This is a genomic window from Lapillicoccus jejuensis (genome assembly GCF_006715055.1).
GTDB lineage: Bacteria > Actinomycetota > Actinomycetes > Actinomycetales > Dermatophilaceae > Lapillicoccus > Lapillicoccus jejuensis.
Genome location: NZ_VFMN01000001.1, coordinates 2,683,659 through 2,709,370 on the forward strand (window position 1 = coordinate 2,683,659; position 25,712 = coordinate 2,709,370).

General features: G+C 75.6%; 25 protein-coding genes. 11 read left to right on the top strand and 14 right to left on the bottom strand.

What is annotated here, in order from left to right; translation table 11 throughout:
* Positions 1–30: 30 nt before the first annotated feature.
* On the top strand, positions 31–537 hold the full coding sequence (locus FB458_RS12565; RefSeq protein ID WP_211356029.1) for a GbsR/MarR family transcriptional regulator: 507 nt from the start codon (positions 31–33) through the stop codon (positions 535–537).
* Between the two features lie 32 nt (positions 538–569).
* On the opposite strand, the gene FB458_RS12570 is transcribed toward FB458_RS12565, so the two are convergent.
* Positions 570–1,448, bottom strand: a complete 879-nt coding sequence (locus FB458_RS12570) for a carbohydrate kinase family protein (protein WP_246061194.1) — start codon at positions 1,446–1,448, stop codon at positions 570–572.
* Positions 1,436–2,389 (bottom strand): pseudouridine-5'-phosphate glycosidase, encoded by a 954-nt coding sequence (locus FB458_RS12575; protein WP_141848793.1) that lies wholly within the window; start codon positions 2,387–2,389, stop codon positions 1,436–1,438. Before FB458_RS12575 ends, FB458_RS12570 begins: the two co-directional genes overlap by 13 nt.
* A gap of 57 nt (positions 2,390–2,446) precedes the next feature.
* On the opposite strand from FB458_RS12575, the gene FB458_RS12580 reads away from it, so the two are divergent.
* The 8 genes from FB458_RS12580 (at position 2,447) to FB458_RS12615 (ending at position 12,018) form a co-directional block, all read left to right on the top strand.
* On the top strand, positions 2,447–3,700 hold the full coding sequence (locus FB458_RS12580) for an amidohydrolase (protein ID WP_425460842.1): 1,254 nt from the start codon (positions 2,447–2,449) through the stop codon (positions 3,698–3,700).
* Positions 3,701–3,858: 158 nt separating this feature from the next.
* Positions 3,859–4,917: a BMP family lipoprotein gene (locus tag FB458_RS12585; protein WP_170185669.1), complete on the top strand. Its 1,059-nt coding sequence runs from the start codon at positions 3,859–3,861 to the stop codon at positions 4,915–4,917.
* 122 nt (positions 4,918–5,039) lie between these two features.
* The gene (locus FB458_RS12590) at positions 5,040–6,560 is read left to right on the top strand and encodes an ABC transporter ATP-binding protein (RefSeq protein WP_141848794.1); all 1,521 of its coding nucleotides are present in this window, start codon (positions 5,040–5,042) and stop codon (positions 6,558–6,560) included.
* On the top strand, positions 6,557–7,675 hold the full coding sequence (locus tag FB458_RS12595) for an ABC transporter permease (RefSeq protein WP_141848795.1): 1,119 nt from the start codon (positions 6,557–6,559) through the stop codon (positions 7,673–7,675). Before FB458_RS12590 ends, FB458_RS12595 begins: the two co-directional genes overlap by 4 nt.
* Positions 7,672–8,979: an ABC transporter permease gene (locus FB458_RS21630; protein WP_246061195.1), complete on the top strand. Its 1,308-nt coding sequence runs from the start codon at positions 7,672–7,674 to the stop codon at positions 8,977–8,979. The genes FB458_RS12595 and FB458_RS21630 overlap by 4 nt, the downstream gene beginning before the upstream one ends.
* Complete coding sequence (locus FB458_RS12605) at positions 8,979–9,431, top strand: cytidine deaminase (RefSeq protein WP_141848796.1); 453 nt, start codon at positions 8,979–8,981, stop codon at positions 9,429–9,431. The genes FB458_RS21630 and FB458_RS12605 overlap by 1 nt, the downstream gene beginning before the upstream one ends.
* 7 nt (positions 9,432–9,438) lie before the next feature.
* The gene (locus FB458_RS12610; RefSeq protein ID WP_141848797.1) at positions 9,439–10,734 is read left to right on the top strand and encodes a thymidine phosphorylase; all 1,296 of its coding nucleotides are present in this window, start codon (positions 9,439–9,441) and stop codon (positions 10,732–10,734) included.
* Positions 10,735–10,875: 141 nt separating this feature from the next.
* On the top strand, positions 10,876–12,018 hold the full coding sequence (locus FB458_RS12615) for an adenosine deaminase (protein ID WP_425460843.1): 1,143 nt from the start codon (positions 10,876–10,878) through the stop codon (positions 12,016–12,018).
* A gap of 72 nt (positions 12,019–12,090) precedes the next feature.
* On the opposite strand, the gene FB458_RS12620 is transcribed toward FB458_RS12615, so the two are convergent.
* A complete protein-coding gene (locus tag FB458_RS12620) occupies positions 12,091–12,927 on the bottom strand; it encodes an RDD family protein (RefSeq protein WP_141848798.1) in 837 nt (278 codons plus the stop codon).
* 104 nt (positions 12,928–13,031) lie between these two features.
* Here FB458_RS12620 and FB458_RS12625 point away from each other — a divergent pair, with 104 nt between their 5' ends.
* A complete protein-coding gene (locus FB458_RS12625; RefSeq protein ID WP_141848799.1) occupies positions 13,032–14,024 on the top strand; it encodes a stage II sporulation protein M in 993 nt (330 codons plus the stop codon).
* A gap of 7 nt (positions 14,025–14,031) precedes the next feature.
* Here FB458_RS12625 and FB458_RS12630 read toward each other — a convergent pair whose 3' ends face one another.
* From FB458_RS12630 to FB458_RS12675, 10 genes are all read right to left on the bottom strand, one after another.
* Positions 14,032–14,820: an anti-sigma factor domain-containing protein gene (locus tag FB458_RS12630; RefSeq protein ID WP_141848800.1), complete on the bottom strand. Its 789-nt coding sequence runs from the start codon at positions 14,818–14,820 to the stop codon at positions 14,032–14,034.
* Between the two features lies 1 nt (position 14,821).
* Positions 14,822–15,373, bottom strand: a complete 552-nt coding sequence (locus FB458_RS12635; RefSeq protein WP_141848801.1) for an RNA polymerase sigma factor — start codon at positions 15,371–15,373, stop codon at positions 14,822–14,824.
* A gap of 70 nt (positions 15,374–15,443) precedes the next feature.
* Positions 15,444–16,160, bottom strand: a complete 717-nt coding sequence (locus FB458_RS12640) for a class F sortase (protein WP_141848802.1) — start codon at positions 16,158–16,160, stop codon at positions 15,444–15,446.
* Between the two features lie 2 nt (positions 16,161–16,162).
* Entirely contained in the window at positions 16,163–16,981 is an 819-nt protein-coding gene (locus FB458_RS12645) for a DUF4397 domain-containing protein (RefSeq protein ID WP_141848803.1), read from the bottom strand.
* A 54-nt stretch (positions 16,982–17,035) separates the two neighbouring features.
* Complete coding sequence (locus tag FB458_RS12650; RefSeq protein WP_141848804.1) at positions 17,036–17,695, bottom strand: fasciclin domain-containing protein; 660 nt, start codon at positions 17,693–17,695, stop codon at positions 17,036–17,038.
* Between the two features lie 276 nt (positions 17,696–17,971).
* Entirely contained in the window at positions 17,972–19,264 is a 1,293-nt protein-coding gene (locus FB458_RS12655) for a DUF58 domain-containing protein (RefSeq protein ID WP_141848805.1), read from the bottom strand.
* Entirely contained in the window at positions 19,264–20,352 is a 1,089-nt protein-coding gene (locus FB458_RS12660) for an AAA family ATPase (RefSeq protein ID WP_425460844.1), read from the bottom strand. Before FB458_RS12660 ends, FB458_RS12655 begins: the two co-directional genes overlap by 1 nt.
* Positions 20,349–21,575 (bottom strand): DUF4350 domain-containing protein, encoded by a 1,227-nt coding sequence (locus FB458_RS12665; RefSeq protein WP_141848806.1) that lies wholly within the window; start codon positions 21,573–21,575, stop codon positions 20,349–20,351. Before FB458_RS12665 ends, FB458_RS12660 begins: the two co-directional genes overlap by 4 nt.
* A complete protein-coding gene (locus tag FB458_RS12670; protein WP_141848807.1) occupies positions 21,572–22,468 on the bottom strand; it encodes a DUF4129 domain-containing protein in 897 nt (298 codons plus the stop codon). The genes FB458_RS12665 and FB458_RS12670 overlap by 4 nt, the downstream gene beginning before the upstream one ends.
* Complete coding sequence (locus tag FB458_RS12675) at positions 22,465–23,523, bottom strand: glycerophosphoryl diester phosphodiesterase membrane domain-containing protein (protein ID WP_141848808.1); 1,059 nt, start codon at positions 23,521–23,523, stop codon at positions 22,465–22,467. Before FB458_RS12675 ends, FB458_RS12670 begins: the two co-directional genes overlap by 4 nt.
* A 164-nt stretch (positions 23,524–23,687) precedes the next feature.
* Here FB458_RS12675 and FB458_RS12680 point away from each other — a divergent pair, with 164 nt between their 5' ends.
* Positions 23,688–24,974: a multidrug effflux MFS transporter gene (locus tag FB458_RS12680; protein WP_281286098.1), complete on the top strand. Its 1,287-nt coding sequence runs from the start codon at positions 23,688–23,690 to the stop codon at positions 24,972–24,974.
* Positions 24,975–24,983: 9 nt separating this feature from the next.
* On the opposite strand, the gene FB458_RS12685 is transcribed toward FB458_RS12680, so the two are convergent.
* On the bottom strand, positions 24,984–25,688 hold the full coding sequence (locus FB458_RS12685; RefSeq protein WP_246061196.1) for a uridine kinase family protein: 705 nt from the start codon (positions 25,686–25,688) through the stop codon (positions 24,984–24,986).
* Between the last annotated feature and the right edge of the window lie 24 nt (positions 25,689–25,712).

A 25,712-nucleotide genomic window follows, 5' to 3' on the forward strand; every position in this document is an offset into this window, starting at 1 on the left:
AGAACTTTCCGAACGTTGTAGGGTGACGACGTGACGAACCCGACGACGAGGCGACGCCGTACCCGCCGGGCGCAGCCCGAGGTCGTCGGCGACCTCGCCGAGCGGCTGGCCGCGACGTTCGCGGCAGCGGGTTTCCCCCGGCTGCCGGCGCGGGTCTTCGCGACCCTGCTCGCCCACGAGGAGGGGCGGATGACCGCGGCCGAGCTGGCCGAGGCGCTCACCGTCAGCGCCGGCTCGGTCTCCGGGGCCGTGGGCTACCTCGAGACGGTGCGGATGATCCACCGCGAGCGCGAGCCCGGCAGCCGCCGGGACGTCTACGTCGTGCGCGACGACGCCTGGCACGACACGATGCTCGGCGCCGGCCGGATCTACGAGCCGTTCATCCGGGTCATCGCCGAGGGGGTCGACGTCGTCGGCCGCGGCACCCGTGCGGGCGAGCGCCTCGCCCTGTCCGTCGACTTCCTCGAGTTCCTCGTCGACGAGATGACCGGCATCGCCGAGCGCTGGGAGGCGCGCCGGGCCGCCGGGTCCGCCTGACGCCGCCGTACGGAGACGCCCTCGAGGGAGGGTCAGGGGCGGGCGCCGGGGGCGGTGGCGGCGCGGCTGCCGGTGGCGACGCCGGCCTCGAGGCACTCGCGGGGGGTGCGGCCGGCGACCCAGGCGGCGAGCAGGCCGGCGTCGAAGGCGTCGCCGCAGCCGGTGGAGTCGGTGCAGGTGACGGCGGGGGCCGCCACGTGCTCCGGTACGACGCCCCGCGCGAGCCACCGCGCCCCGCCGGCGCCGTACGTCGCGGCGACCGCGCCGACGTGGTCGAGCACCGCCTCGCCGAGCGCGTCGAGCTCGATCTCGTTGGGCAGCAGCAGGTCCACGCCCGACACCCATCCCAGGAAGGTGTCGACGCCTACCGCGCGCACCTGCTCGGCCGACTGCGGGTCGACCGACGTCGTCCAGCCGCGCGACCGCGCCTCGGCGAGCGCGGCGAGCCCGGCGGCGCGCGAGCCAGGGGAGAGCAGGACGTAGCCGCTGACGTGCAGGTGGCCCTCGCCGGCGGGCAGCCGCACGTCCTCGGGCGACAACGCGGCGACCGCGCCGCGGTCGGAGAGCATGGTGCGCCCACCGCCCGCGTCGACGAGGACGACGACGGTGCACGTCGGCCGGACGGGGTCGACGGCGAGGCGGCAGCCGACCCCGGCGTCCTCGAGCGCCTTGCGCGCCGCGTCGCCGGCGACGTCGTCGCCGACCCGCGACAGCAGGGTGACGTCCGCCCCCGCTGCCGCCAGCCAGACCGCGGTGTTCGCGCCCGCGCCGCCGGGGGTCAGCCGCACGTCGGCGGTCGACTCGCCCCCGTCGGGCACCGGCCCGTGCGGGACGGTGAGGACGTCGACGCCGACGTCCCCGACGACGACCACCGGCCGCGGCCGGCCCGGCCCGGCGCTCACGACGGCCACCCGGACATCCCGGCCAGCTCGACGGCCACCTCCCCGGCGAGGCGGGCGTTGGCGAGGACGAGCTCGACGTTGGCCCGCAGGCTCTCCCCGCCGGAGCGCTCGTGGAACAGCTCGAGCAGGCGCGGCGTGACGTCCTTGCCGGTCACCCCCTCCGCCTCGAGCGTGGCCAGGCCCTCGGTGACGAGCCGGTCGTGCAGGGCCGGGTCGACCTGCCGGTCGAGCGGCAGCGGCTGCGCCAGCACGACGCCCGCGGAGTCGGTCGCCAGCAGCGAGCGCGCGTGCGCGACGGCCGCGGCCTCGCGGGCGCTGTCGACCCGCCACGGGACGGCGTACCCGGAGTCGCTGAGGTAGAAGCCGGGGAAGCGGTCGGTGCGGTAGCCCAGCACCGGCACCGACATCGTCTCCAGCGTCTCCAGCGTCCCCGGCACGTCGAGGATCGACTTGACCCCCGCGCACACGGTGAGCACCGGCGTCGAGGCGAGCACCCCGAGGTCGGCCGACACGTCGAAGGTCTGCGCGGCGCCGCGGTGCACCCCGCCGAGCCCGCCGGTCGCGAAGACGCGGACGCCGGCCCGGTGCGCCAGCGCCGCCGTCGAGGCGACCGTCGTCGCGCCCGTGCGGCCGAGCGCGACGGCGACGCCGACGTCGCGCACGCTGAGCTTGAGCACCTCGTCGTCGCTGCAGACGCGGTCGAGCGCGTCGTCGTCGAGCCCGACGTGCACCTGGCCGTCGAGCACGGCGATGGTCGCGGGGACCGCCCCCGACGCGCGGACCGCGGCCTCGATCTCGTGGGCGACCCGCCGGTTCTCCCCGCGGGGCAGGCCGTGGGCGAGGATCGTGCTCTCCAGCGCCACGACGCCCCTGCCCTCGACGAGCGCCTCGGCGACCTCGGGCGTCACGCGGGCGGGCAGGGGCAGCAGCGGCGGCGCGGTCGTCGTCATGAGGGCGAGAGTAGGGGCGCCGGACACCCGCGCAGCACCCCGGCTAGCCTGCTGGCCGTGAGCACCGCTGCGCGACCGACCGGCCCCGACGCCGTCCCCGCGCACGAGCCGCCCGCACCGCCCGCACCGCTCGCACCGCCCGCCCCGTCCGCCCCGCACGGCGACGCCCTCGACGCCCTGGGCGAGGAGCTGCTGACCTTCCGCCGCGACCTGCACGCCCACCCCGAGCTGTCGCGGCACGAGACGCGCACCACCGGGGCGGTGGCGGAGCGGCTGGAGCGGGCCGGGGTCGCCGTACGGCGGCTCGAGGGCTCCGGTCTGCTCGCCGACCTCGGCCCCGCCGACGCGACCCGGCGGGTGGCGCTGCGCGCCGACCTCGACGCGCTGCCCGTCCCCGAGGCGACCGGCCTGCCCTTCGCCTCGGGCGTCCCCGGGATCTGCCACGCCTGCGGGCACGACGTCCACACGACCGCCGTGCTCGCCGCCGGGCTGCTGCTCGCGTCCCGCGCCGACGAGCTCACCCGGCGCGGCCTGGCCGTCCGGCTGATCTTCCAGCCCGCCGAGGAGGTCATCCCCGGCGGCGCGCACGAGGTGATGGAGGCCGGCGGTCTCGACGGCGTCGACCGGGTCCTCGCCGTCCACTGCGACCCGGGGATCGACGTCGGCCAGGTCGGGCTCAAGGTCGGGGCGATCACCGCCGCCGCCGACGCGGTCGAGGTCACCCTCACCGGCACGGGCGGCCACACCTCGCGCCCGCACCTGACCCAGGACCTCACCTACGCCCTGGCCAAGGTCGTCACCGACGTCCCCGCCGCGCTCTCGCGCCGGCTCGACCCCCGCGCGGGGGCGGCGCTGGTCTGGGGGTCGGTGCACGCCGGCGGCGCCGCCAACGTCATCCCGGCGACGGGGACGGCCAGCGGCACCCTGCGGATGCTCGACGCGCAGGTCTGGACGACGGTCGGCCCGCTGCTGCACGAGGTCGTGGCGGCCGTCGCGGCGCCGTACGGCGTCTCGGCGCAGGTGCGGCACACCCCCGGCGTCCCGCCGGTCGTCAACGACCTCGGCGGGGTCGAGGCGCTGCGGGCCGGCGTGCTCGCCGCGGGCGCGACCGAGACCACGACGGTGCAGAGCCTGGGCGGGGAGGACTTCGCCTGGTACCTCGGGACCGTGCCCGGCGCGATGGCGCGGCTCGGCACCCGCACCCCGGGCGGGACGACGTACGACCTGCACCGGGGTGACCTCGTCGTCGACGAGCGCGCGGTCCTCGTCGGCGCGCGCGTGCTCGCGAACGCGGCCCTCGCTCCTGCGTGACGCCTGTGTGACGGCTGTCCCCACCCCTGTAACGAATGGGTGAACCGCCCCCGGAGCGTGTCCACGGACCGAGAACCGTCCGGTAATGTCGCCGCGGTCCGAGCGCCGAGCGGTGCTCTCGTCAGGTGTGGAAGAAGGAGAGCGCGTTGCGTTCATCGATGAAGTTCGTCGCGGGTGCAGCCCTGCTGGCGATGGGTCTGTCCGCGTGCGGGAGCAGCAGCTCCGGCGGTGACAGCGGCAGCGGCGCGTCCGGCGGCGCCACCGGCGGGTCCGGCGGCGGTCTCAAGGTCGGCATGGCGTACGACGTGGGTGGTCGCGGCGACCAGTCCTTCAACGACGCGGCGGCCGCAGGTCTGGACAAGGCCAAGAGCGAGCTGGGCGTCGAGGGCAAGGAGGCGGCGGCGGTCAACGGCGAGTCCGAGAACGCCCGCCAGGAGCGTCTGCAGCAGCTCATCGACGCCGGCTACACCAACGTCGTCGCGGTCGGCTTCGCCTACGCCTCGGCCGTCGGCAAGGTGGCCGCGGCCAACCCCGACGTGAAGTTCGCCATCGTCGACGACGCCTCCAAGGACTCGGCGGGCAGCAACGTCGACCAGATCACCTTCGCCGAGAACGAGGGCTCGTTCCTCGTCGGCGCGGCGGCGGCGCTGAAGAGCAAGGCCAACCACATCGGCTTCGTCGGCGGTGTCCAGACCGACCTCATCAAGAAGTTCGAGGCGGGCTACGAGGCGGGCGCCAAGGCCGTCAACCCCAGCATCAAGATCGACGTCAAGTACCTCACCCAGCCGCCGGACTTCTCGGGCTTCTCGTCCGTCGACAAGGGCAAGGCCGCGGCCGAGGGCATGTACCAGGGTGGCGCGGACGTCGTCTACCACGCGGCCGGCGGCTCCGGCGGCGGCGTGTTCACCGCGGCCAAGGCGGCGGGCAAGCTCGCCATCGGTGTCGACTCCGACCAGGCCAAGACGGCCCCGGCCGACGTGCGCGACGTCATCCTCACCTCGATGATCAAGAAGGTCGACGTCGGCGTCTACGACTTCATCAAGTCGGTCAAGGACGGCACCTTCAAGGCCGGCAACCACGTCTACGACCTCAAGGCGGGCGGCGTCGACTACGCCACCACCGGCGGCAAGGTCGACGACATCAAGTCCAAGCTCGACGACTACAAGCAGCAGATCATCGACGGCAAGATCACGGTCCCGACGACCCCGGCCTCCTGAGCCGCCGTCCCCCCGAGATCGACCCCGATCGACCCGAGCACCCCGAGACCCGGGCGACCCGAGAGGAGTCGCCCGGGTCTCGCGCCGTACGACGGCGCCCCTCTAGGTTGGAGCCCGTGCCCATGCAAGATCCCCCTGCCGTCGAGCTGCACGGCATCACCAAGCGCTTCCCCGGCGTCGTCGCCAACAAGGACATCGAGATCACCGTGCGGCGTGGCACGGTGCACGCCATCGTCGGCGAGAACGGCGCGGGCAAGTCGACGCTGATGAAGATCCTGTACGGCGTCCAGCAGCCGGACGAGGGCACGATCGCCGTCGACGGGACGACGATGGCGCTCAAGAGCCCGACCGACGCCATCAAGGCGGGCATCGGCATGGTCTTCCAGCACTTCATGCTCGCCGACAACCTCACCGTCCTCGAGAACGTCGTGCTCGGCGCGGAGAGGCTGCACGGCATCGGCGACGCGGCGCGCGCCGAGATCACCCGGATCTCCCAGGCCTACGGCCTCGGCGTCGACCCGGACGACCTGGTCGCCGACCTCGGCGTGGGCCGCCGCCAGCGGGTGGAGATCCTCAAGGTCCTCTACCGCGGGGCGCGGATCGTCATCCTCGACGAGCCGACGGCGGTGCTCGTGCCGCAGGAGGTCGAGGAGCTCTTCGAGAACCTGCGCGGCCTGACCGCCGAGGGCCTCACCGTCATCTTCATCTCCCACAAGCTCGACGAGGTCCTCTCCGTCGCCGACGAGATCACCGTGGTGCGCCGCGGCACCACCGTGCGCCAGGGCGTCGACCCGAAGGGCGTCACCGCCCGCCAGCTCGCCGAGCTCATGGTCGGCTCCGCGCTGCCGTCGCCGGAGACCGAGGACTCGACGGTCACCGACCGGGTCGTCCTCGAGATCGCCGGGGTCCGGCTCGCCGGCGCCCCCGGCAGCCCCGACCTGCTCGACGACGTCACGCTGAGCATCCACGCGGGGGAGGTGCTCGGCATCGCCGGGGTCGAGGGCAACGGCCAGGCCGAGCTCGTCGAGGTCGTCATGGGCATGCGCGACGCCACCGCCGGCCGGGTGATCCTCGCCGGGACGGACATCACCGACTGGCAGACGCGGGAGATCCGCGAGGCCGGCGTCGGCTACATCCCGGAGGACCGGCACCGGCACGGGATGCTGCTCGAGGCGCCGCTGTGGGAGAACGTCATCCTCGGCCACCAGACCGAGAAGCCCAACCTGCGCGGCGGTCTCATCGACGCCGCCGCCGCCCGCCGCGACACCGAGCAGATCGTCCGGGACTACGACGTGCGCACCCCGTCGATCGCGGTGATGGCCGAGTCGCTCTCCGGTGGCAACCAGCAGAAGCTCATCATCGGCCGCGAGATGCGCCACCGGCCCAAGGTGCTGCTCGCCGCGCACCCCACCCGGGGCGTCGACGTCGGCGCGCAGGCCGCGATCTGGGGCCACATCAAGCAGGCCCGGCGCGACGGCCTCGCCGTCCTGCTCGTCTCGGCCGACCTCGACGAGCTCGTCGGGCTGTCCGACACCATCCGGGTCATGCTGCGCGGCCGGCTGTCGGGGGACTTCGACCCCGCGACCGTCACCCGGGAGGACCTCGGCGCCGCCATGACCGGAGCGAAGGAGGAGCAGGCGTGAAGCGCCTCGACCCGCGGACGGTCGCCCTCGGCCTCGCCGCCCCCGTCCTGGCCGTCCTCGTCGCGTTCGTCGTGACGACGGTCATCCTGCTCGTCGCGGGCGACCCCGTCGGCGCGGTGTGGGCGCAGCTGCTCAAGGTGCCGCTGCCGCGCCAGGTCATCGCCATCGTCAACGGCGCGACGATCTACTACATCTCGGCCATCGCGGTCGCCATCGGCTTCCGGATGAACCTCTTCAACATCGGGGTCGACGGCCAGTACCGCGTCGCCTCGTTCGCCGCCGCGCTGTTCGCGGGCCAGGGGTGGCTGCCGGGCTGGCTCAACATCCTCGTGGCGCTCGTCGTGGCGATGGCCAGCGGCGCCGCGTGGGCGGCCATCGCCGGCCTGCTCAAGGTGGGCCGCGGCGTCTCCGAGGTCATCTCGACGATCATGCTCAACGCGATCGCCACCCAGCTCGTCTCCTTCCTGCTGGGGAAGACCGCGGTGAAGCAGGCGGGCAGCAACGCGACGAACACCGCCGACCTGCCGACCGACTCGCGGGTGCCGGGCATCTCGCTCGACGGGATCATCGCCACCCCGGCCAAGGTCTACGGCCTCGTCGTCCTCGCGATCCTCGTCGGGGTCGGCTACTGGTTCGTCCTCGAGCGCACCCGGTTCGGCTTCGACCTGCGCGCGGCGGGCCGGTCCGAGAGCGCGGCCGTCGCCAGCGGCGTCAAGGTCAAGCGGATGGTCGTCGCGTCGGTCATGCTCTCCGGCGCCGTCGCCGGCCTCGTCGGGATGCCGCTGCTCTTCGGGCAGGACTACCACTACGGCGACACGGTGCAGTCGGGCCTCGGCTTCGCCGGCATCGCCGTCGCGCTGCTCGGGCGCAACCACCCGGTCGGCATCGCCTTCGCCGCGCTGCTGTGGGGCTACCTCGACCAGCAGAGCAACGGCCTGCAGATCGCGGCCGGTGTGTCCGACCGGCTCGTCGGGGTCATCCAGGGCGTCATCGTCCTCAGCGTCGTCGTCGCCTACGAGCTGGTCCGCCGGGCCGGCGTCCGCATCGAGCAGCGCCGGGTGGCCAGCGAGCTGGCCCAGCGACCCGCCCCGGCCCCGGAAGGAGCCCCGGCATGAGCGACCGCTCGAGGATGTCGTCAGCGGCCGAGCTGTTCGTGCGGCCCGGTGTCGGTCACGAGTCGAACGCGCTGCGGGGACCGGGACCTCGGCGCCCGGGCTGGTGGTGGCCGGCGGTCGTCGTCGGCGTCCTCGTCGTCGTCTCGACCGTCCGCGTCGTCACCGGCGCCCACGACATCGACTCCGCCGGCGCGATCGCCGCGGCCATCGGGCTGGCCATGCCCATCGGCCTCGCCGGCCTCGGCGGCCTGTGGAGCGAGCGCGCGGGCGTGGTCAACATCGGCCTGCAGGGGATGATGACCCTCGGCACGTGGGGCGCCGGCTACTTCGGCTACCACCACGGGCCGTGGGTGGGCATCCTCGGCGCGATCCTGCTCGGCGTCATCGGCGGCGCGGTCCACGCGCTCGCGACCGTCGTCTTCGGCGTCGACCACATCGTCTCCGGCGTGGCCCTCAACCTGCTCGGGATCGGCATGGCGTCGTACCTCGCCGGCCGCACCTTCGACGGCCTGCCCGGCGGTGGCCCGACCCAGTCGCCGACGCTGCAGCAGCTGCCGTTCGTCAGCGTGCCGGGCGTCAGCGGGCTGCTCGACGACGTCGAGGCCTCGCACGTCTGGCTGGTCGCCGACCTCGCCGGGATCCTGCGCGCCCTGACGACGAACCTCAACGTCCTGTCGATCATCGCCGTGCTGCTGCTCGTCGCGTCGTGGTACGTCCTGTGGCGCACCCCGTTCGGGCTGCGGCTGCGCTCCTGCGGCGAGGCGCCCGAGGCCGCCGAGACCCTCGGCGTCAACGTGCTGCGCTACAAGTTCGCCGCCGTCCTCATCTCGGGCGGGATGGCCGGCCTCGCCGGCGGCTTCCTCGTCCTCGTCGCCTCCAACCTCTACCGCGAGGGCCAGGAGGGCGGGCGCGGCTTCATCGGCCTCGCTGCGATGATCTTCGGCAACTGGCGCCCCGGCGGGCTCGCCGGCGGCGCGGCGCTCTTCGGCTACACCGACGCCATCCAGCTGCGCGGCGGCGGTGACGTCGTGCGCGCCTACCTGCTGCCGATCGCCATCGGGCTCGTCCTGTGGGGCGCCTGGCAGCTGTGGCGCCGCCGGCAGGGCAAGCCCGTCACCGGTGTCGTCACCGTCGTCATGGGCGTCGCGGCGTTCGTGTGGTTCGCCCTCGTCTCGCGGGTGCCCGACGAGTTCACCAGCATGACGCCGTACGTCGCCACGCTGCTGGTCCTCGCGCTCTTCTCGCAGCGGCTGAGGATGCCCGCCGCCGACGGCAAGGTCTACCGCAAGGGCGAGGCCGTCTAGTGGCGACCACGTCAGAGCGGGACGTCGACTGGGACGCGCTGCGCGCCGCCGCCGTCGAGGCGATGGGGCACGCCTACGCGCCGTACAGCCGGTTCCCCGTCGGGGTGGCCGGGCTCGTCGACGATGGCCGCGTCGTCGCCGGGTGCAACGTCGAGAACGCGGCGTACGGCGTCGCGCTGTGCGCCGAGTGCGGCATGGTCTCGCAGCTGCACCTCACCGGCGGCGGGCGGCTGACCGCCGTCGCGTGCGTCGGGGGCGACGGTGAGCCGCTCATGCCGTGCGGTCGGTGCCGGCAGCTGCTGTGGGAGAACGGCGGGGCCGACTGCCTGCTCGCCACCCCCGAGGGCGTGCTGCCGATGAGCGCCGTGCTGCCGCAGGCGTTCGGGGCGCAGGACCTCGACGCGGCGGCGGCGCGCGACGCCGTACGGGACGGGCCGTCGGACGCGCGATGATGGGCGCATGAGCACCACCGAGCCGCACGACGCCGTCGACGTCATCGTCACCAAGCGCGGGAAGGGGGAGCTGAGCGACGGCCAGATCGACTGGGTCGTCGACGCCTACACCCGCGGCGTCGTCGCCGACGAGCAGATGTCCAGCCTCGCGATGGCCATCCTGCTCAACGGGATGACCCGCCGCGAGATCTCCCGGTGGACCGCGGCGATGATCGCGTCGGGGGAGCGGATGGACTTCTCCTCGCTCTCGCGGCCGACCGCCGACAAGCACTCGACCGGCGGGGTCGGCGACAAGATCACGCTGCCGCTGGCGCCGCTCGTGGCGGCGTGCGGGGTCGCCGTACCGCAGCTGTCCGGGCGCGGGCTCGGCCACACCGGCGGGACGCTCGACAAGCTCGAGTCGGTGCCCGGGTGGCGTGCCGCGCTGTCCAACGCCGAGATGCTGGCCCAGCTCGACGACGTCGGCGCGGTCATCTGCGCGGCGGGTGACGGGCTCGCCCCGGCCGACAAGAAGCTCTACGCGCTGCGCGACGTCACCGGCACCGTCGAGGCCATCCCGCTCATCGCCAGCTCGATCATGTCCAAGAAGATCGCCGAGGGCACCGGCGCGCTCGTCCTCGACGTCAAGGTCGGCTCGGGCGCGTTCATGAAGGACGTCGACTCCGCGCGCGAGCTGGCCCGCACGATGGTCGAGCTCGGCACCGACGCGGGCGTGCGGACCGTCGCCGTCCTCACCAACATGCAGACCCCGCTCGGGCTCACCGCCGGCAACGCGCTCGAGGTGCGCGAGTCGGTCGAGGTGCTCGCCGGGGGCGGGCCGCCCGACGTGGTGGAGCTGACCCTCGTCCTCGCCCGCGAGATGCTCGCCGCGGCCGGGCGCGACGACGTGGACCCGGCCGACGCGCTCGCCGACGGGCGGGCCATGGACGCGTGGCGGCGGATGATCGCCGCGCAGGGCGGCGACCCGGACGCCGAGCTGCCGCGCGCCCGCGAGACGCACGTCGTCGCCGCGCCGGCCGACGGGGTGCTCACCTCGCTCGACGCCCTCCAGGTCGGGGTCGCCGCGTGGCGGCTCGGGGCCGGGCGCGCCCGCAAGGAGGACCCGGTGCAGGCCGGCGCCGGGGTCGAGCTGCACGCGAAGCCGGGCGCCGTCGTCCGCGGCGGCGACCCGCTGCTGACCCTGCACACCGACACGCCGGAGCGGTTCGAGCGCGCCCTGGCGGCGCTCGAGGGCGCGTACACGATCGCCCCCGAGGGCTCGCGCCCCGACCTGCTCCCGCTCGTCGTCGACCGCATCGCCTGACGCCTGCCGGTTGCGTCCGAGATCTCGGCGGCTCCAGCCGCCAAACTCTCGGACGCTACGGATCGCCATGTCCTAGCGTCCGAGATCTCGGCGCCCCCAGCCGCCAAACTCTCGGACGCTAGGGTGAGCGCCGTGGTGAGCGTGAGCGAGGACGTACTGCGACGGGCCCCGAAGGTCGTGCTGCACGACCACCTCGACGGGGGCGTGCGGCCGGCGACGGTGGCCGAGCTGGCCGACCGCATCGGGCACACCCTCCCCGCGCAGGGCGCCGACGCCCTCGCCGACTGGTTCCGCGACAGCGCCGACTCCGGCTCGCTCGTGCGCTACCTGGAGACCTTCGAGCACACCGTCGCGGTCATGCAGACGACCGAGGGGCTGCGCCGGATCGCCCGCGAGTCCGTCCTCGACCTCGCCGCCGACGGCGTCGTCTACGCCGAGAGCCGCTACGCCCCCGAGCAGCACCTCGACGGCGGGCTGCGCCTGGCCCAGGTCGTCGAGGCGGTCAACGAGGGCTTCCGCGAGGGGGAGGAGCAGGCCGCCGCGGCCGGCACCCCGATCCGCGTCCGCGCGCTGCTCACGGCGATGCGGCACGCGGCGAACAGCGCCGAGATCGCCGAGCTCGCCGTGCGCTACCGCGACGACGGCGTCGCCGGGTTCGACATCGCCGGCGCCGAGGCGGGTTACCCGCCCACCCGGCACCTGGCCGCGTTCGAGTACCTGCGCCGCGAGAACGCCCACTTCACCATCCACGCCGGCGAGGCCTTCGGGCTGAAGTCGATCTGGGAGGCCATCCAGTGGTGCGGCGCCGACCGGCTCGGCCACGGCGTGCGGATCATGGACGACATCACCATCGAGGGCCTGCCCTTCGCCGAGTGGCTCCCGGCCGCGCAGGCGCGGGGCGTGACGTCGTACGACGACGTCGACCTCGGCTCGGTCTACCTCGGGCTGCTCGCGGCGTACGTCCGCGACCGGCGCATCCCGCTCGAGATGTGCCCGAGCAGCAACATCCAGACCGGCGCCGCGGTGTCGGTCGGGTTGCACCCGATCACGCTGCTCAAGCGGCTGCGCTTCCGGGTCACCCTCAACACCGACAACCGGCTGATGTCCGGCACGACGATGACCCGCGAGACGACCCTGCTCACCCAGGAGGCCGGCTGGGACCTCGCCGACCTGCGCTGGGTGACGGTCAACGCGATGAAGTCGGCCTTCCTGCCCTTCGACCAGCGCCTCGCGATCATCGAGGGCACGGTCAAGCCCGGGTACGCCGCCCTCGGGCTGGCCTGACCCCCGCGAATCGGATTCGCCCCACTCGGCTCGGGTCACGACCCGAGCCGAGTGCGCCGAACCCGATTCGGGTCAGAGCCAGGGCGACGGGGAGAGCGGGTCGGCGACCCGCACGCGACGCCGTACGGCGTCCTCGCGCTGGAGCCGCTCGAGGTCGCGCCGGCGGCGGTCGGCGACGACGGCGGCGAGGACGTGCTCCGGGTGGTTCCCCGGGGGCGGCGCGGGGGAGACGTACGTCGACACCTCGGCGAGCAGCGCGCGGCCCATCGCCTCCCGGGCGGACGGCTCCATCGTCGCCGCCGCGGGCAGGAAGGTGCGCACGGCCATCGCCAGCTCGTCCGGCAGGGCACCGATGTCGGCGTGCCAGGCCCACCCGGCGAGGTGCGGCGGCATCGGCACGGGCGGGGCGAGCTGGGCGGTCACCCGGTCGCGGACGACGTACGTGCCGGCGAGCAGGTCGCCGACCCGCTTCCCGCGACGGTTGACCAGCGCGCAGATGATCGCCGGGACGCCGTAGAGGACGTAGACCTCGACGTAGCGCAGCATCCCGCGCACGAACGCGTGCCGGAAGGTGATCGGACCGCCGTCGTCGCGCACGGTCCGCAGCCCGACGGCGTACTTGCCCGGCGACCGGCCCCGGGTGAGGGTCTCGAAGGCGATCGGCGAGGCGACGAGGACGAGGACGGTCGCGGTGAGCAGCACCCCCGCGATGAGCGCGTCGTCGAGCTGGTCGGACAGGGCCCCCGCCGCGGTGAGCACGCCGGCGGCCAGCCCGAAGAGCACGACGTTGTCGATGAACCCGGACAGGATCCGCGGCCCGATCGAGGCCGGCGGCAGGTCGAGGGCGACCGCCTCGCCGGTGACGAGGTCGTCCTCGCCCACGCCGACGGTCAGGCTCGTCTCGCTCACCCGTCCCCCTCCCGATCCGCCGCACCGGCCGCCGTACGGCGTCGTGCCACCCGGTGACGGCAGCCTACGGCGCGCCGGGCGCGGGGGGCACCTAGAGTGACCGCGTGGACCTCGACGCCTACGTGACCGCCCACCACGGCGAGTGGTCGCGGCTCGAGCAGCTGTCGGGCCAGCGGCGGCTGAGCGGCACCGAGGCCGACGAGATGCTCGACCTCTACCAGCGCGTCGCGACCCACCTGTCCGAGGTCCGCACGCGCTCGCCCGAGCCGACGCTCGTCGCGCACCTGTCCTCGCTGCTGGCCCGGGCGCGGCTGCGCTCGGCCGGCACCCGCACCTTCACGTGGTCCGACGTCGTGCGCTTCCTCACCGTCACCTTCCCGGCCGCGCTGTTCCACACCCGGCGCTGGTGGCTGACCACGCTGGGCGTCAACGTCGCGGCGGCGTTCGTCATGGGGTGGTACCTCGTCGCCCATCCCGCGCTCGAGACGTCGCTGCTGTCGCCGTCCGAGGTGCAGCAGCTGGTCGACAACGACTTCGCCGGCTACTACACGCAGTACGCCGCCGGCTCCTTCGCCGTCAAGATCTGGACCAACAACGCCTGGGTCACCGCGCTCTGCCTGGCCCTCGGCGTGTTCGGGGTGCCGGTGGTCTACCTGCTCTTCCAGAACGTCGTCAACGTCGCCGTCATCGGCGGGATCATGTGGACGCACGGGCGGGCCGACCTGTTCTTCGGCCTCATCCTCCCGCACGGCATGCTCGAGCTGACCTGCGTCTTCGTCGCCGCGGGCGCGGGCCTGCGCATCTTCTGGGCCTGGATCGAGCCGGGGCCGCGCACCCGCGGGCAGGCGGTCGCCGAGGAGGGACGCGCGGCGCTGTCGCTCGCCCTCGGCCTCGCGCTGGTCCTGCTCGTCACCGGCCTCATCGAGGCCTTCGTCACCCCGTCGCCGCTGCCGACCTGGGCCCGCATCGGCGTCGGGGTCCTCGCCGAGCTCGCCTTCCTCACCTACGTCTTCACGCTCGGCCGGTGGGCCGCGCGACGCGGCGAGACCGGCGACCTGGTCCCCGCCGACCGCGGCGAGACCGCCCCGGTCGTCTGACGCCCGGTCAGATCCCGAGCGTCCCGCGCACGAGGCTGTCGCCGGAGTGCTGGAGGTTCTCGTCGAAGGCCTCGCGGCTGATGTCGACGGTGACGAAGCCGTTGTCGATGACCGACTGGGCGACGGGGAAGGTGTCGCTGCCGCCGGAGCCGAGCACGCCGACCGAGACCATCCGCTTGCCGTCGCGGTTGAGCAGCCACACCTCGAGGTAGCCGGCGCCCGGGTCGAGCCGGGCGGTCGCGATCCGCAGGTCGAGCCCGTCCGACGAGCGCACGAGCGCGGCCTGGCCGAGGTTCTGCTTGGTGTCGAGCGTGTCGAGCGGCACGCTGGCCACGGTGGACGAGGTCGTCGTCGCGGTGGCCGTGGGGGTGCGGGGGGCGTCGGCGCGGTTGATGACCCAGCCCGACCCGAGGCCCACCCCGAGGCCGACGACGGCGGCGGCCGCCGACCACAGCACCGCCCGTCGGCGCAGCGGGCGCACGACGGCGGTGCCGGCCGGGGGCGCCGAGGACGCCGGGCCGGCCCGGCGGGCCCCGGCCGTCACGAGCTCGCGGTCCGGGCCGTCGACCCCGTCGAGGTCGGCCTCGATGCGGTCCCACAGCCCGGCGGGCGGCTGCTCGAGGGCGCCGGCGGTGCCGGCGACGGTGAGGGCGTGCTGCAGCTCGGAGACCGTGCGGCGGCACACCGCGCACTGCTCGACGTGCTGCTCGACGGCCAAGGCGACCTGCGGGTCGTCGTCGGCCCAGTCGGCACCGAGGACGAGACCCGCGAGGGCCTCGGTGTCGGGGTGCGCCACCTCAGACCTCCTTCAGGCGCGAACGGAGCTGGACGAGTCCCCGACGGACGTGGCTCTTGACCGTCCCGAGCGGCAGGTCGAGCTCGTCGGCCACCTCGGCGGCGGTGCGACCCTCGACCACGGCGAGCCGCAGCACCGTGCCGCGGGGCTCGCCGAGCTGCTCGAGCTCGTGGGCGACGACGACGCGGCTCGTGACCTCCTCGTCGTGCCGCACGTCCTCCAGCCGGGTGACCGAGCCGACCGCCTGCAGGTTGCGCTGGGCGCGCCAGCGCGCCGTCCGGACGTCGGCGACCTTGTGCCGGGCGATCCCGACGAGCCACCGCGGGACCGCGTCGGGCCCGGGCCGCAGCGTCTGCCGCCCGTTCCAGGCCGCGACGAAGACCTGCTGGGTGACGTCCTCCGCCTCGTGGGCGTCCTGCAGGCCGCGGACGGCGATCGTGTGCACGAGCGGCGCCCAGCGCCGGTAGGCCTCGGCGAGCGCGTCCCGGTCACCGGCGACGAGCCGCTCCGCGACGTCGTCGGGCTGCTGCACGACGTCGTCGGGCGCCCACATGGACCCACCGTAGGGGAGGAGGGCCGCCGCTGTCCGACGGGATGGCACGGGGACCGTCCGATCCGCCCGGTCAGGGGCCGGTCGGGACGGCGACGACGACGACGTTGTTCTCGTAGTGCCGGGCGACGCGGTCGTACTCGCCGCCGCAGGTCACGAGGTGCAGTCGCGGTGGTCCGGTGCGGGTGAAGAGGGCGCGCAGGTCCAGCGAGGTCTTCGCCACGCTGCGCACCGACTCGACGCGGTAGGTGTGCCGGGTGCCGTCCGCCGAGGTGACGACGACCGACGCCCCCGGGCGCACCGACCCCAGCCCGGCCATCGGCCCGACGCCGGCGTCGCGGGTGTCGACGTGGGCCGCGACGACGGCCGCGCCGTCGGGGTCGCCGGGCGCGGGTCCGTAGCGGTACCAGCCCGCCTCGAACGGGGTCGGGGGCAGGGCCATCTGCCCGTCGCCGGCGACCGCCTCGGGCACGACCGGCAGGTCGAGCCCGATCTGGCCCACCTGCAGGCGCACCGGGGCGGCGACCGCGGCCGCCGCGGTGATCCGGGCGTCCCGGGCCGTGACGGTCGGGCGGGGGGCCGCGGCCGACGCCGCACCCGTCGTCCCCGCCGCCCCCGTGGGGCCGGTGGGGGACGGGACGGCGGGAGCCGCGGACGAGGTGGGGGACGGGGGCGCCGGGACGGCGTTCGCCCCGACGTCCCCGACCGTGGCGTACGCCGTCGCGCCGCCCGCGAGGAGGGCGGCCGACAGCGCGCCGACCACCCTCCCGCGCGAGATGCGACCGGCCATGGTCAGCGCTGGGCGACCTTGGCCGCGCGGCGGCGCGGCAGCAGGACCAGACCACCGGCGAGCACCGCGGCGCCGCCGACGAGCAGCACCCGGGTCAGGTCGGCGTTCGCGGCGGCCTGGCCGCCGGAGCCGGCGTTGACGCCGCCGGGGGCGGAGTCCATCCCGGTGATGGTCTGCACCGCGAGCTGCAGGTTGTTGTCGGTGGCGCTGCCCCACGCGTAGACGACCGTGTTGGCGCCCTCCTTGAGCGGCAGGTCGGCCGGGCCGATGGCCACGGTGCTCGTGCCGGCCAGGGTCACGTCGGCCTTGACCGTGCCCGCCGGGACCACCGCGGTCGCCTCGTTGGGGTTGGTGAGGTTCTTCAGCACCGCGGTGCCGTTGGCGCGCACGTCGACGGCCGGGGCGGCCGCGTCGTGACGGACGGTGAGCCGCGCCTGGCCGGCGGGCACCATCGAGGTGTCGTTGACGTACGGCGTGAGGACCGGCTTGCCGTCCGCCGTGAGGTGCGCGACGACGGTGATGTTCGCGCCCTCGGGCACGTTGACGCCCTTGGCCTCGGTGACGGCCGTGCCGCCGGCGCCGGCGCCGGCGGCGGTGACCTTGAGGTCGTAGGTGCCGGCGGGCAGCATCTGCGGGTCGGTGAGGGTGCCCGGCTTGAAGTCGGTCAGCAGGGCCTTGCCGTTGGCGTAGACGTCGACCGTGGCGCCGGGGACGGCGTGCAGGATCGAGACGGTGGCGTCACCGGCGGCGTGGGCCGGGGCGGCGACGAGCAGCGGGGCCCCCGCGAGGGCGAGGACGGCGAGCGGGCGCAGGGCCTTCATGGCTTCTCCTGGTTTCTCGGTTGGTGTCTCGGTTGGTGTGTGACGGGGAACGGGTCAGGGGAGGTCGATCGGGCGCAGCACCGAGGTGATGCCGTGCGCGATCTGCTTGTTGCCCTTGTTGATGTCGAGCTGCGACCCGATGAGGTAGGCGTCCTTGCTGGTGGTGTCGAGGTCGCGCAGCCGCACGACGCCGTACGGCGCCGAGATGGTGGCGATGGTCAGCCCGGCCTCGGGCAGCGCGGTGTTGACCTTGGTGGTGCGCTTGGCCAGCACGTCGGCGGACGTCACGGTCGCCCCGGGGACGACGTGGTAGAGCAGGACGGCCTCGATGGTGTCGACCCCGGCGGCCGAGACGAGGGCGTTGAAGACGCCCCGCTCCTGGTGGTACGTCGTGCCGGTGAGGCTCTTGGCGAGGTCCTGGAACGCGCGGTCGGTCGGGAGGAACGCGGTGACCGGCGTGGTGCCGTCGGCGAGGACCTTGACGGGGGAGTCCGGCTTGGCCTTGAGCACGGCGACGACGGCCTGGGTGAGGATGTCGTAGTCGTCCCAGTTGCCGTCGAAGGTGTCGCCGTCGGCCATGAGGACGGAGACGAGGCTCTGGGTGCCGGAGGTGCTGGGGGCGGCCGAGCTGGTGGCGGCGCCCGCCACCCCGGCGGCCGCGACGACGGCGAGCGCGGTGGAGGCGGTGAGACAGCGGCGCACGGACAGGGACATGGCGGGTCCTCTCGGGAGGTCGGGGGCGGTCCTCGTCGACCGCCTACACCCCTACTTCCGCCGCAGCCTCGCGGCGGGATGCACCCGCCCCAGACTCTTTTCAGACGGCGTGCAGCCGGCGTCCGGCGAGGACGCTATGCGGTGCCCCGCAGGGCGGGGCACGGCACGACGACGTGCCCCTGACCTGCAAGGACTATGCCGTGCCCCGCAGGGCGGGGCACGGCATAGCGGGTGCGCCGGAGGGGCCCGACGCCCGTACGGCGCCGCCTCGCGCGGCTAGAGCAGGCCCTGGCTCTTGAGCAGCAGGTAGTGGTCGGCGAGCCGGGGCGGCAGGTGCTCCGGGTCGGCCTCGAGGACCGTGACGCCGAGCCGGCCGAGGGTCGCCGCGGTGCGCTCGCGCAGGGCGAGGGTGCGCTCGGCCGCGGCGGCGTCGTACACCTCGGCCGTGGTCGAGCGGCGCCCGGCCATCTCGGCGAGAGCGGGGTCGCCGACCGAGGCGACGACGACGCGGTGGTGCGCGGTCATCGTCGCGAGGGTCGGCAGCAGCGAGGTCTCGACGACGGAGGGCTCGAGCGCGGTGAGCAGCACGACGAGCGCGCGCCGCCGGGAGGTGTCGGCGACGGCGGACGCGAGGGTCGGCCAGGACGCCTCGAGCAGGGCCGGCTCGAGCGGCGCCATGGCCTGGACGAGGTCGGCGAGCAGCGTCGTGCGGTTGGCCGAGCCGACCCGGGCCCGGACCCAGCGGTCGCCGGCGACGAGGTCGACCCGGTCGCCGGCGCGCGAGGCGAGCGCGGCGAGCAGGAGGGCGGCGTCCATGGCGGCGTCGAGCCGGGGCTGGTCCTCGATGCGCGCGGCGGAGGTGCGCGAGGTGTCGAGGACGAGGATGACGCGGCGGTCGCGCTCGGGCTGCCAGGTCCGCACCACGGCGTGCCGGCGCCGGGCGGTGGCTCGCCAGTCGATCGAGCGCACGTCGTCGCCCTCGACGTAGTCGCGCAGCGAGTCGAACTCGGTGCCCTGGCCGCGGACCCGCACGGCCGAGCGGCCGTCGAGCTGGCGCAGGGCGGCGAGCCGCGACGGCAGGTGCTTGCGCGAGTGGAAGGGCGGCAGCGCGCGCACCGCGCCCCCGACGTCGAGCGAGCGCTGCCGGGCGCCGAGCCGCAGCGGCCCGAAGCTGCGCACGGTGACCCGGTCGGCGAGCCGGTCGCCGCGTCGGGTCGGGGTGAGCGTGGTCGTCAGGCGCCGCCGCTCCCCGCCCTTGAGCACGAGGCGGTGCCGGTCGCCGGCGGCCCCCGCCGACGGCTGCCACGCGTCACGCACGAGCGCGCGCAGGGTGCGCCGGCCCGGGTTGGTCAGCAGCAGCGTCGAGGTGCCGGAGTCGCCGAGGCGCACCTGCGCGTCGGCCTCCCGCTCGACCAGCAGCCGGCGCGGGCTGACGGCGAGGACGACGTCGAGCAGGGTGAGGACGACGACGCCGGCGACCCACAGCAGCACGACCTCGCGCGTCGGCTGGACGACGACGGCGACGAGGCCGAGCAGCAGCAGCGCGGGGACGCGCCAGCTGAGCGCCATCAGCGCGGGACGGGGACCGAGCCCACGGCGCTCGCGAGCACCGACTCGACGCTGACGCCCTCGAGCTCGGCCTCGGCGCGCAGCGCGAGCCGGTGGGCGAGGGTGGCCTGGGCGAGCGCCTTGACGTCGTCGGGGGTGACGTAGGCGCGGCCGTTCATCCACGCCCACGCCCGCGCGGTCGCCAGCAGCGCGGTGGCCCCGCGGGGGGAGACGCCCAGCGACAGCGACGGCGCCTGCCGGGTCGCCCGGGCGATGTCGACGATGTACGCCGCCACGTCGGGCGCCACCTGCACCGAGCGCACCGCCGCGGCGCCGGCCGCGAGGTCGTCGGGCCCGGCGACGGCGCGCACCCCGGCGGCGGCCAGGTCGCGCGGGTCGAAGCCGCGCGCGTGCCGCTGCACGACCTCGATCTCGGCCTCGCGCGGCGGGACCTCGAGGACGACCTTGAGCAGGAAGCGGTCGAGCTGGGCCTCGGGCAGCGGGTAGGTGCCCTCGTACTCGACGGGGTTCTGGGTCGCGGCGACGAGGAACGGCGCGGGCAGCGCCCGGGGCGTGCCCTCGACGGTGACCTGCCGCTCCTCCATCGCCTCGAGCAGCGACGCCTGGGTCTTGGGGGGCGTGCGGTTGATCTCGTCGGCCAGCAGCAGGTTGGTGAAGACGGGTCCCTCGCGGAAGACGAAGTCGCTCGTGTGGGCGTCGAAGATCACCGAGCCGGTGATGTCGCCCGGCATGAGGTCGGGCGTGAACTGGACCCGCTTGGTGTCGACCGACAGCGCCTGGGCGAGGGTGCGCACGAGCAGCGTCTTGGCCGTGCCGGGCACCCCCTCGAGGAGGATGTGCCCGCGCGCGAGCAGGCAGATGATGATCCCGGAGACGGCGGCGTCCTGGCCGACGACGGCCTTGGCGACCTCGCGGCGCACGGCGAGCAGCGCCTCGCGGGCCCGGTCGGCGCGCGGGTCGCCGGACGGCGTCGGCGGGTCCTGCGGCCCCGGGGTGGGCGGGGTCTGCGCCGCCGGCGCGGGCGGTGGGGCGTCGTACGGCGTCCCGGTGGGTGCCGGCGGGGTGGGGTTCAGCGGGGTGTCGCTCACGAGCGGCGGACCTCTCTCTCCAGGGTGGCGAGCCGGGTGGCGAGGCCGAGCAGCTCGTCGTCGGTGGCCGGTGGGGGACCGGCGAGCAGGTGGCCGACGTCGGGCTCGGGCTGCCCGACTGCGGCGGCGGTCGCCCGCACGAGGACGTCCGGCGGGGCGCCGGGCGGCAGGCCGAGGTAACCGGCGAGCCGGCGGCGGGTGGCCTCCCGCAGGACCGCGGCGGCGCGGCCGGTGTCGCGGGCCCTGCGGTAGAGCCGGCCGCGGCTCTGCGTCGTCTCGACGGCGCGGACGACGGCCGGCAGCGGCTCGCGGACCAGGCGACCGAGGCGGCGCCCGCGCCACAGCATCACCCCGAGCAGGGCGACCGTCAGCAGCGCGAGGCCGGGCCCGACCCAGCCGGGCACGACCTCCTGCGTCCGCGAGGTGTCGTCGGCCGGGATGTCGGTGAGGGTCGGGACGTACCAGACCAGCCGTGGCGTCGCGCCGAGCGTGCGCAGCACGACGGCGGCGTCGTCGGCCTCGTCGACCTCGTCGTTGTCGAGGGCGGTGCTCGACCCGAGCAGCACGAGCGGGGCGCGGTCGACGTCGCCGGGGAGGGCGAGGTACGTCGCGTAGCCCTGCTCACCCACCCAGCAGGCGGCGTCGGGCTCGACCCCGCTGTCGGGGGCCGTGCGGTAGCCGCGCTGGGCGTGGGCCAGCTGCTCGCCGTCGCGCACGTCGGGGGTGCGGCACGCGTCGCCGGTGCGCAGGTCCCCGGCGGCGACGGGCAGGGCCGCGGACTGCACGTCCGGGTCGAGGTGGCCGAGGACCCAGGACGGCGGGTCGACGACGACGAGGCGCCGGGCTGTGCTGCTGGCCTCGACGAGCCGGTCGATGGTGGCCTCTGCGAGGTCGTCGGTCGTCGCGACGAGGACGGTCGTGTCGCCGTCGACCGTGGCGGCCAGCAGCGCGTCCTGGGAGCGGACGACGTCGACCTGCACGCCCTGGCGGCGCAGCACCTCGGCGACGGCGCGGGCGCCGTACCGGCCCGGGTCGTCCGGGTCCAGCGGCGCCTGGTTCGGCGCGCCGGGCGACAGCGCGCTCATGAGGACGGCGGCGCCGACGACGAGGACGGCGAGCGCGACCCAGACCAGGCGGCGGCGCCGGGCCGGGCGCGCGGGGGCGTCGGCGGTCGCGGCGGCGGTGCCCTCGGTGGTGTCGGGGGTGGGGTCGAGGAGGGTCACGGGCCCCTCCACACCGCGTCGGAGCCCGGGTCGGCGCCCGGCCCCTGGCGGTCCTCGCGACCCGACCCGGCGACGGTGGAGACCGTCGTCGCGCGGCCGCCGCGCCGCAGGTCGCCGTACGGCGCGTCGCCGTCGGGGCGGGCGCCCGGCGCCCCGGCCGCGACGCCGACCGGGGCAGCGACCGGGGCTCGGGCAGGGGCTGGGGCGGGGGCGGGGGTGAGCCGGGGCCGGGCCCGGCGCAGCACCTCGCCGGTGTCGCGCACGTCGACGGCATCCTCGCGGGAGGCGGCGACCCGGCCGTACGCGACCGCGTCGAACCGGTCGGTGGCGCGGGTGACGGCGCCCGCGTGGTCGGGGAAGACCTGGGACAGGCGCAGCCCGACCTCGTGCGCGGTGAGGGCGGGGGCGTCGCTGAGCAGGGTGCGGTCGTCGGCGTCGCGGGCGGTGGCGCGCACGTGGTCGAGCACGGCGTCGTCGTACCGGCCGTCGGCGAACGCCCGCTCCGCGCGGTCGCGCAGCTGCTGGGCGGTGAGGGTGGAGTCGCCGAGGACGGTCGCCGAGCCGCCGCCGGCGGTGCTGCGCTCGCGGCGCACCCGGCTCGCGAGGACGACGAGCGCGACGACGACCGCCCCGGCGAGCACGGCGATGACGAAGGGGGGCAGGCTGACGCCGCCGCGGCCCGGGGTGCCCTGCAGGTCGGCCAGCCGCTGCTGCACCCAGTCCAGGAGGCGCTGGAGCAGGGAGCGACGGTCCTGGTACTCGTTGCCGGCCAGCTCCTCCTGCACCCAGCGGCGGGCCGTGTCCGGGTCGGGGTCGAGCGCGGCGGGCAGCCGCGCCGCGAGCAGCGACGCGTGGGTGGCGGCGTGCGCGGCGAGCAGCGCGACGACGCTCACCGGCGGACCGCCGGGGCGGCGCTGCGGGCGGCAGCGCGCTGGAGCAGGACGTCGAGCCCCTCGCGGCGCATCCGGGCGTCGACGTAGAGCAGGTCGACGACACCGGCGACGAAGGGGGTCGCGACGGCGGCGGCCCCGATGGTGGCGAGGTTGGAGGCGAGCAGCAGGCCGGCCTGGGCGGTGTCGCCGTCGAGGCCCGCGACGAGGGTGACCAGGGTGGCGATCCCGGAGGCGACCAGCCCGAGGACGAGGAAGACGAGCAGCGCGACGGCGGTGACGAGCAGCGTGCTGCCGGCGATCCGCCAGAAGCCGCCGGACGACAGCGACCAGGCGCGGCGCAGGGAGTCGCGCACCCCGCGGCGCTCGAGGACGAGCACGGGTGCGGCGAGCGCGGTGCGCCACAGCACGAGCGCGGTCCAGGCGAGCACGAGCAGCGTCCCGAGCAGCCCCGCGAGCAGGACGAGCGGCAGCGGGCCGGCGGAGAGCACGACGAGCGAGACGACGACGAGGACCGGCGGCACGGCGAGCAGCAGCAGGAGGACGAGCTCGAGCAGCACGAGCCGGGGCAGCCGCGGGCGCAGCCCCGCCCACAGCGCGCCGAGCCCGGGGCGCCGGCCGAGGACGGCCTCGGACACCGGCAGGGCGAGCAGCCCGACGAGCAGGAGGACGCCGAAGGCCACGCCGAGGCCGAGCAGCAGCACCGAGGCCTCGCCGGGGGCGAGCACGAAGGACGCGTCGACGGCCGACCACCACGTGCCGGTGAGCACGAGCGCGGAGACGAGGACCGCGGGGACCGCGCAGACCGCGACGGTCGCGAGGCTGAGCCCGAGGACGGTGCCCGGGTTGCGGCGCACGTGCTTGGCGGCCCCGTCGAGCAGGTCGCCGAGCGAGAGCGGGCGCAGCGGGACGATGCCGGGCTTGTGGGCGGAGCTGGCCAGCGGGAGACCGGGGGGGCCGGTCCGGCGCCCGCCCAGCCCGCCCGGGGGCAGGTACGACGGCGCGCGGCGCGGGCCGCCTCCCGTGGGGGTGCCCGGGGGCGGGCCGAAGCCGCTCACCGGCGGCCTGCCCGGCCGACCGGTCGTGCCCCTGCCTGCACGCGCCCCCCGCTCCGTGCCCTCGCGGGCCGTCGTCCGGGGGACGTCCTGCCCCCGTGTCCGGGTCAACGTACCAAGCGTGGGACGCCCGGGCCCGGTGGTGGGCGTCCTGCCACGATGACGGGGTGCGGCGACGGCGGAGCGGAGCTGAGGGGCGGACCACGGCCCCGGAGGGCCGGGTCGACGTCCGGACGGTCGTCGTCCTGGGGATGCTGTCGATGTTCGGCCCGCTGTCGCTCGACCTCTACCTGCCGGTGCTGCCGCAGCTCGCCGGAGACCTCGCGGCGTCGGCGTCGCAGGCTCAGCTGACGATCACCGCCTGCCTGGTCGGGCTCGCGGTCGGCCAGGTCGTCGCGGGGCCGCTGTCGGACCGGTTCGGCCGGCGCCGGCCGCTGCTCGTGGGGTTGGTGGCGTACGTCGTCGCGTCCCTGGCCTGCGCGCTCGCGCCGGGCATCGTCACCCTCGTCGCGGTCCGGCTCGTGCAGGGGCTGGCCGGGGCGGCGGGGATCGTCATCGCCCGCGCGGTCGCGCGCGACCTCGCGTCCGGCCGGGCCCTGCTCGTGCTGTTCTCGCGGCTGACCCTCGTCAACGGGCTAGCGCCGATCCTCGCGCCGGTGGTCGGCGGGCAGCTGGCGCGGGTGACGTCGTGGCGGGGGACGTTCGTCGTGCTCACCGGGCTCGGTGTCGTCCTGCTGCTCGCGGGCGGCCTGGGGCTGCGCGAGACGCTGCCTGCGGGGCGTCGTACGGCCGGGGGTGTGGGCGCGGCCCTGCGCGGTCTCGGCGCGCTGCTGCGCGACGCCGGGTTCACGGGGGTGGTCCTGACGTCGGGGCTGGCGTCGGCGTCGATGTTCGCCTACATCGCGGGGGCGACGTTCGTGCTGCAGGAGCTGCACGGGCTGAGCCCCGCGCAGTTCTCGCTGGTCTTCGGCGCGAACGCGGTGGGCATCGTCGTGCTCACCCAGGTCGGTGGGGCGCTCGGCCGCGCCGGGTGGCCGGCGCAGCGGCTGCTCGCGACGGGGCTGGGGCTCAACGTGTCCGGGGCACTGCTGCTGCTCGTCGCCGTGGTCCTCGACCTGCCGGTGGCGGTGCTGCTCGTGGCGCTCTTCGTCATGGTCGCGTCGCTGGGGCTGGTCTTCCCGACGGCGACGACGCTGGCGCTCGCCGAGCACCCGGAGCGCGCGGGCGCCGCGTCGTCGCTGCTCGGGCTCGGGCAGTTCGTCCTCGGCGGGCTCGTCGCGCCGCTCGTCGGGCTCGCGGGGGAGGGCACGGCCGTGCCGCTCGGGGTGGTCGCCGCGTCGTGCAGCCTCGCCGCGGTGCTCGTGTACGGCGTCGTCGCGCGCCCGCGGATGCACCGGGCGCCCGCGGCCGTCATGGCGGGTGCGGCCGCGGACCAGGCGGCGCCGCCGGCCTGAGCCGGCGGGTCAGCGGCGGTCGGCGCCGTGCGACGCGGACAGGTGCCGGGCGGTCTCGGACGGGGTGGCGCAGGTGGCGCCGAGCGCCTCCATGCGGGCGACGACGCCGGGCTCGGCGCGGCGCAGCGCCCAGCCGCGTTTGAGCAGCACGAGCGGCGGCTTGCGGCGCTCGCGCAGGTCGCGGGCCAGCCGCAGCAGGAAGGTGACGCTCGGGTGGCGCCGGACGCACCAGGCGGAGTGCAGCAGGCCGTGGGCGCGCAGCGGGGCGATGGCCTCGGCGGCGAAGATCCCCTCGGCGAGGACGAGCGCCCCGGGCGCGAGGTCGACGGTGCCGCCGCCGACCCGCCGGGAGGTCGCGATGTCATAGGCCGGCACCTGCGCGCGGCCCCGGTCGACGAGCTCGGCGAGGGCGGCGACGGCGGCGTCGCCGTCCCACGAGGCGGGGTCGTCCCAGTCGACGAGGCGGGTCCCGCCGCCGAGGTCGACGACGGGCAGCGAGGGGTCGTCGCCGTCGCGGTAGAAGTCGTCCAGCCGCACGACGGGCCAGCCGTGGGCGGCGGCCAGCCGCCCGGCGAGCCGCGACTTGCCGGCCCCCGAGGGGCCGGCGAGGACGACGACGCGGGCGCGGGGCCGCGGCGGCGCGCCGGCCGGTCCGGTCGGGTCGGGGCGGTCGTCGCGGGGGGAGCGCGGGTCGGGGCCCGGGGTCCGGGCCACGCTATGCCGTGCCCCGGAGGGTGG